The sequence below is a fragment of the uncultured Mucilaginibacter sp. genome, assembly GCF_903913935.1.
Classification (GTDB): Bacteria; Bacteroidota; Bacteroidia; order Sphingobacteriales; family Sphingobacteriaceae; genus Mucilaginibacter.
In genome coordinates this window covers 1-6269 of record NZ_CAIWNH010000368.1, presented here as the reverse complement: position 1 = coordinate 6269, position 6269 = coordinate 1, and the positions used below count along the sequence as shown (strand labels likewise).

Sequence of the window (6269 nt, the reverse complement as noted above, 5' to 3'; positions counted from 1 at the left end):
TTCATCAGCGCCGCTTTAAAGCTTAGCCACGATACCGTTGCAAAGGAGATAAACAACACAATGATGAATGGAACAGCAAACAGTATCCAGCTGATATCGATACGGAAAGCGTACGTTTGCAGCCACTGGCGGATGGCATACCAGCCCAGCAGCGCCGCTATTGCAAATGCGATCACTACCAGTAAGGCAAAATCCTTATAAAGCAACGTTAGTATGCTGTTTACCGATGCACCCAGCACCTTGCGGATGCCGATCTCTTTGGTGCGCTGCACAATGGTGTAGGACACCAAGCCAAATAAACCAAGGCAGGCCACAAAAATACCTATACCGGTAAAGGTGGCAAATACCTGCCCAAATTGCCTGTCGGCATGGTATTGCTCATTAAAATGCTGATCAAGGAAAAAATAATCGAACTGGTCGCCGGGGAAAAATGCTTTCCAGTTGTTTTTTAAGGCTCCGATGGTTCGCGGTAAGTTATCGGTACTAATTTTTACCGATACGTTACCCCGCACATCAGGGATGCAGCGAAAAATAAGCGCATCGTAAGCATCATGTAACGATTGCTGGTGGAAATTTTGCACCACGCCAACAATGGTGTAAACCTGTCCCCAAAAATCAATTTCCTTACCAACGGCTTGTTCAGGTTTGTCAAAGCCTAATAATTGCACGGCTTTTTCATTAAACACCACCGCATGCGGGTCTGTACTGAAATCTTTCGAAAACAACCGGCCCGCCAGCACGTGCGCACCATAGGCCTTCAGGAAATCATAATCGCCGCCAATGATGCGGTATTGCTTGCCGCTGGCCTGGTCGGTACCTTTTAGTTTGATGCCGCCGGCGTTCCAGTCTACCGGATCGCCGGGAATGTTGGTGGATACGGTTACACTTTTAACCGCCGGATCGCGCAGGCTTTCGTTTTTAAAGGAACTCATGCTGCGGTAAAACGAATCTACGTGCGCAAGGGGTGGTTTTATGACCAATGTTTGCTCGATATTGATGCCTAACTTTTGTTTCTCCATAAAATTGACCTGCTTGTAAACGGTAAGCGACCCGATCAATAGGAAAAACGATGCCGCAAACTGGAAAACTACCATCACCTTTCGCAAGATAATGCCGCGTGGCGAAGCGGATAACTTTCCTTTCATCACTTCTACCGGCCTGAAATTCGATAAAACAAGTGCGGGGTAAAATCCTGAAAAGAAGGAACCTACCAAAAACAGGCTGACAACCGCCAGCCAGAAAACCGGCTTTACCAACAAAGTAAGGGTTATATTTTGCCCGGATATGGCCGAAAAGATGGGCAGAAAGACGATGATCATTACAATAGCCAGCACGATGGCCAATCCGTTTAGCAGCATGGCTTCAAGCATAAATTGCGCCAGCAGCTGGCCTTTATTGGAACCAAGGGTTTTGCGTACGCCCACTTCTTTTGCCCGGCCTATTCCGCGTGCCGTAGCCAGGTTAATGTAATTTATCCATGCGATAATGATCACAAATATCGATATCCCCGCCAGCAAATAAACTGATTTACCATCGCCATGGGGCTCTGCCTCCAGCATCAAATTGGGCGAAAGGTGAATTTTTTCCAGGGGCAGCAAATGATAGGCTGCAGTGGCACCCGACCAGTTTATTTTTTTGTACACCCCGTCTACATACGGCACAAACTTAGCTTCCAGGGCTTTTGCGTCCACACCCGGTTTTAGGAGCAGGTAGGTCAAACAACCATCGTTCAACCAGGCATTATCAAGGTCGTTTTTGGGTCCCGCAAATTTTAACAAAGTAGCGTACGACATCAGCAGGTCGCTTCTAAAGTGTGTATTTTCCGGGTAGTCTTTCATTACACCGGTTACTTTTAATATGTTAAGGTCGAATTTAAACGTTTTGCCAACTACATCAGTGGTACCGAAAATTTTTCTAGCTACGGTTTCGGTAATAACGGCTGAATTTACATCCCTCAATGCAGTTTTCGGGTCGCCGCTGATGAGCGGATAAGTAAATAAATTAAAAAATGAAGGCCCGGCAAAATAAGTTTTCGCTAAGGTTAGCCGGGTATCATTATTTACCGCCAGCAATGATCCGTTGCCCACCACTTTTACATAGTCCTCCACCTCGGGGAAATTGTTTTTAAATGAATTTCCTTCCGCAAATGCACCACCAGCCCATTGGGTACTTAATTTGCCATGCTCAAAGCGATCTTGTGTTACGCGGTACACCCTGTCTTTTTTGGTATGGAAATTATCAAAACTCAGCTCGAAGGTTACATATTGAATAATGAGCAAAGCGGCAGCCATACCAATAGCCAGCCCGGCGATATTGATAAAAGAGAAAGCCTTATTCTTTTTAATATTCCGGAAAGCAATGAGAAAATAATTTTTGATCATGATGAAAGCGGTTAGGCGAACACCTCCGCTAACATTGTGCCATTTTTACAAATCACTAATTATGAGGTATTTATGTGTAAATTTAAAATACTAATGCGTTCGGATTTGGCATACTGAGCGTCCGCAGACACGGTTGAAAATGGCGAATTACAAATTAAAGATTGGCATCAACAGTAATGCACCCACAATAGCCGGGTATTATTTTAGAAATGTGATAAGGCCAGGTTAAAGTCTTTGGGTGATTTCCAGAACAAATCTACTGCAGCCCAGCTTATCAGGCATAAGTATATCTACGCTATTTTTCATTAATTAAATACGTAAAAATACGTGAGTTATGAAGTTAAGCCCCCCACTGATTGTTGTTGCGGCCCTGCCTGCAGACAGGGAACGAAGCAATCGCTGTATCAGAACGTCAGTGAAAGGTGAAGTTCGGCGTGCGGATAATTGGTAACCTGGAGAATATAGTAAAGGGATTTGCGCATATAGCAGTTGCTTCTTCGCTAGTAATAGCACATATTAATGTTTCTTCTGTTTATAAATCAATAACTTACAAAATACTTCATACGAGTACTAATCAATTAGTTTAAATACTAATAGACTAGTATCACATTTGATTTTAAATTATATGTTATGCAAAAACTGGCAAAAAGGAAGAACAAATAATGCAGGCCTGCTGGCAGCTGGAGAATGCTTTTATTAAAGCGATCATTAATGAAATGCCCGACCCCAAGCCTCATTATAATACTATAGCTACCATGGTAAAGATTTTGGAAGACAAAGGTTTCCTGGCACATGAAACTATTGGTAACGTTTTCCGCTATTATGCGGTCATATCAAAAGACGCATACCAGAAGCATGCCATGAACGATATCGTAAGCCAGTATTTTGATAATTCGTACCCTAACATGCTGATGTTTTTTGCCAAAGAGCAAAAGATCTCGAACGATGAATTAAATGAAATTATATACCTCATTAATTCACAAAAGAAATGATACCCTTTATCCTGCACGTTGCACTGCTAATAACAGTTTGCCTTTTGTTTTACAAGCTATTGCTGCAAAAGGAAACATTTTACCGTTTAAACCGCATCATCCTGGTTTTTTGCCTGGCCTTGTCTCTTCTTTATTTCAGATGGATCTGAAGTTAAAATAATCTGCAATAAAGCCAATGACCTAATGACTGATGCCCCCTCACCCCTCTTGTTCCATTTCGTAATAATCTTTAAGCAATTCCACCTCTTTTGCACCGGGCTGCAAAATACTCCTGCAAATTTTAGCGATATTGGCCGCTGACGCGCCGCCATTTTGTATCGGGGCCAACCGTTTTAACTCATCAAGATTAAAATAAGAATGCACCTTTTTACCAAGCGCTAAACCAACATAAACGACAGTTGAATATTGAGTGATCAACTCGCAGCAATTGGCGATCATTTGGTTGGTATTACCGCTCCGGTAAATCAAAGTACCCTCCGGCGCGTATTTTCTTATCTCAGCTTCGGCTCTTTCAAATTTTTCGTTGGGGTGTAGTTTAAAAAGCAGCTGGCGGCCATCGGCAATTTCGACTGCCTTTTTTATAAACGCTGCCCGGTTCTCATACCTAAAAGTCTCGCGCATATCCGTAGTGGCCACCATTACGTAATCCCGGTACGGAAAATCGTTATCTTTAAACTGGGCTATATTATCATAATTAGGGATGCCGGTAACCACTATCTTAACGGCCTCAGTACCTAGCCTGGTAAACTGCTGTTTGTACCCTTCGGAGCCGGCACAATATATATCACAAATATTAGAAGTACCGTTTAACGATGTGCCCCCGCTAAACCCAGGGGAAAGCTTAAGGGCCTTAACTATTTTACTTATTAAAGTATATTTATCCGTCATTCCCTCCTGTACCCAAACAATTTTGTTTTTGTGCATCCGCTTGGGGATATGAAGATCAGAACAATAAACTACCAGATCGTACTCATTCTTTTTGGCCTGGTAGTCAATTTGCAATCCATTATTCCTTAGGTATTTTTCAGAGTTTTCTTTAAACTGCCCCCAAAAAATAGTACCCTTAAACAACGGAGTATATTTCATCAGGAAATTGGCCAACTTCAAATCGGTAAAAAACTGGCTGAACCAGCAATCGTATTCATCCAGCTGCCTGGCTATCTGGTGCATCTGCCATGTTTGGTTCATCGAACCGGTGATAAAAAGTACCTTTTTTCTCATATGGGTAACATTAAGCTAATATTAAATATGCAACCCTATATTAAAGTTGCAATATTTTAATTAAATACCAAATTAAAATATTGCACTTTGAAACAACCTCACCCAATTGTAAAAATTTACCATTTGACTAAAATAGTACACAGGTCAATAATCTGTATACATGACGGTTTATATCCAGCTGTAAACAAAAAAGCCCTTCCCGATAGGGAAAGGCCTCTACCGTTTCCATTTTAACATTTAATTAACCGGTATTTCCTGCGATGGTTTCTGCGCTTCGGCATTTTTGGGCAAGGTGACAATGAGCACGCCATCTTCCTGTTTCGCGCTGATGGCAGCAACATCCACCTGGCCGTTTAAGTTCAGCATCCTTTCAAAGGATTTGATCGGGTATTCCTGTTTGCTAAAGTTCGGCAGGTTTTCTTCATCGACGGTACGTGTGCCGCTGATGTATAAAATATCATCCTGTACCGATAGCTTAATATTTTCCTTCGCATAACCAAGTGCGTAAACATAAACCTCAAAATTGGTTTCGTTATCGGCAATGTTTATCGGCAGGTTATATTTTGGCCTGCGAAAATGCCCTTCTCTGAAATGGCCGTGTTTTCCGTGTGCATGGCCGCAACCTTGTGCGCCCCTTGCTGAATTATAATTTCCAAACATATTGTCTTTCATTTTGTCGAACGGCTTTATTGCCCTTCTATAGGTGAAGACGTGTATAGGTCTGAAATTACTTTAAGAAAAATTTTATTTTTTTGAGGGAATATAAAATCACCAATCCTTACGCCCGCACCTTTTCCGCCACTCCTCTTTAAATGCAGCCTTATCCGCCTCATCCATTGTCATTAGCTTATCCTTCAGTATTTCGGCGCGTCCCACTCCCTTATACTTGCCAAAAGGCCCGCCAAAAGAGAGGCGCCCGAATAAGATCCGGCTTAAAACTGCTAAGCCCAGGGCTTGCCAGTAATTTATTTTTGCCAAATGGGTAACCTGCGGCAAGATGATATTCCATAAAAACATTACTACACCGCTTAAGCACACTATAACAGCAACAAAAAAAAGCAGGTATAATAATTTATTTTTCATTCCTCAGGTTATGTGCGTTAGTAATCTAAAAAATCATTGTATAGCGTTTGCAAACGGCTGCGCAAATATTTAACTGCATATCCTTTCCTGGAGATGATGGTCTTTAATTTCTCACCGGTTTCATCTGCAATTTGCTGCAGGGTTTTATCTTCCAGTTCGTTCCATATAAAAACCTGCTTTTGCTTTTCAGGCAGTTCATCCAATGCCTCAAACAATTCCTCCCAAAACAATTCTTTCAGGTAAACCGATTCCGGGTCATCATCGTCCGGCAGCAATATATCCGCAAAATCAACATCATTTTCCTCGTCAGTTTCAACGAGGTCGTCTATCAGTTGTTCGGCCTTTTTTCTGCCTTTATCAATTATCCTATTTCGCGCTACTTTAAACAACCAGCCACGCAAAGATAAAATTTCTTCCTTGTCGCCAATATTACTTAATTGGTACCAAACATCCTGCAAAATATCTTCCGCGTCAGCTTCGCCAGGTACCTTTCTCCTTATAAAGTTAAAAAGTCCCCTGCCATAATCACTAACCGCCTTTACGATATTTTTTGATCTTTCAATCATTCGTTCATCTTTCCTTTTTTTAGGCA

Annotated in this window: 7 protein-coding genes; 2 read left to right on the top strand and 5 right to left on the bottom strand. The window is 42.0% G+C overall.

The genetic code is table 11. From position 1 onward, the window contains the following. Positions 1 to 2381 (bottom strand): ABC transporter permease (locus tag QZY09_RS14655; protein WP_295673553.1); only part of this gene is annotated, 2381 nt, incomplete at its 3' end. A gap of 620 nt (positions 2382 to 3001) precedes the next feature. Between QZY09_RS14655 and QZY09_RS14650 the strand changes: the two genes are divergently transcribed. Next, entirely contained in the window at positions 3002 to 3373 is a 372-nt protein-coding gene (locus QZY09_RS14650) for a BlaI/MecI/CopY family transcriptional regulator (protein WP_367119225.1), read from the top strand. After that, complete coding sequence (locus tag QZY09_RS14645) at positions 3370 to 3522, top strand: hypothetical protein (protein WP_295673551.1); 153 nt, start codon at positions 3370 to 3372, stop codon at positions 3520 to 3522. The genes QZY09_RS14650 and QZY09_RS14645 overlap by 4 nt, the downstream gene beginning before the upstream one ends. Before the next feature lie 49 nt (positions 3523 to 3571). Here the strand turns inward: QZY09_RS14645 and QZY09_RS14640 are convergent, their stop codons facing one another. The 4 genes from QZY09_RS14640 to QZY09_RS14625 form a co-directional block, all read right to left on the bottom strand. After that, complete coding sequence (locus tag QZY09_RS14640) at positions 3572 to 4594, bottom strand: hypothetical protein (RefSeq protein WP_295673550.1); 1023 nt, start codon at positions 4592 to 4594, stop codon at positions 3572 to 3574. Positions 4595 to 4831: 237 nt separating this feature from the next. Then, on the bottom strand, positions 4832 to 5266 hold the full coding sequence (locus tag QZY09_RS14635) for an Hsp20/alpha crystallin family protein (protein WP_295673548.1): 435 nt from the start codon (positions 5264 to 5266) through the stop codon (positions 4832 to 4834). A 96-nt stretch (positions 5267 to 5362) separates the two neighbouring features. After that, the gene (locus QZY09_RS14630) at positions 5363 to 5677 is read right to left on the bottom strand and encodes a hypothetical protein (RefSeq protein WP_295673546.1); all 315 of its coding nucleotides are present in this window, start codon (positions 5675 to 5677) and stop codon (positions 5363 to 5365) included. Positions 5678 to 5694: 17 nt separating this feature from the next. Then, positions 5695 to 6269, bottom strand: a 575-nt coding sequence (locus tag QZY09_RS14625) for an RNA polymerase sigma factor (RefSeq protein WP_367119224.1), incomplete at its 5' end; no start/stop codon positions are given.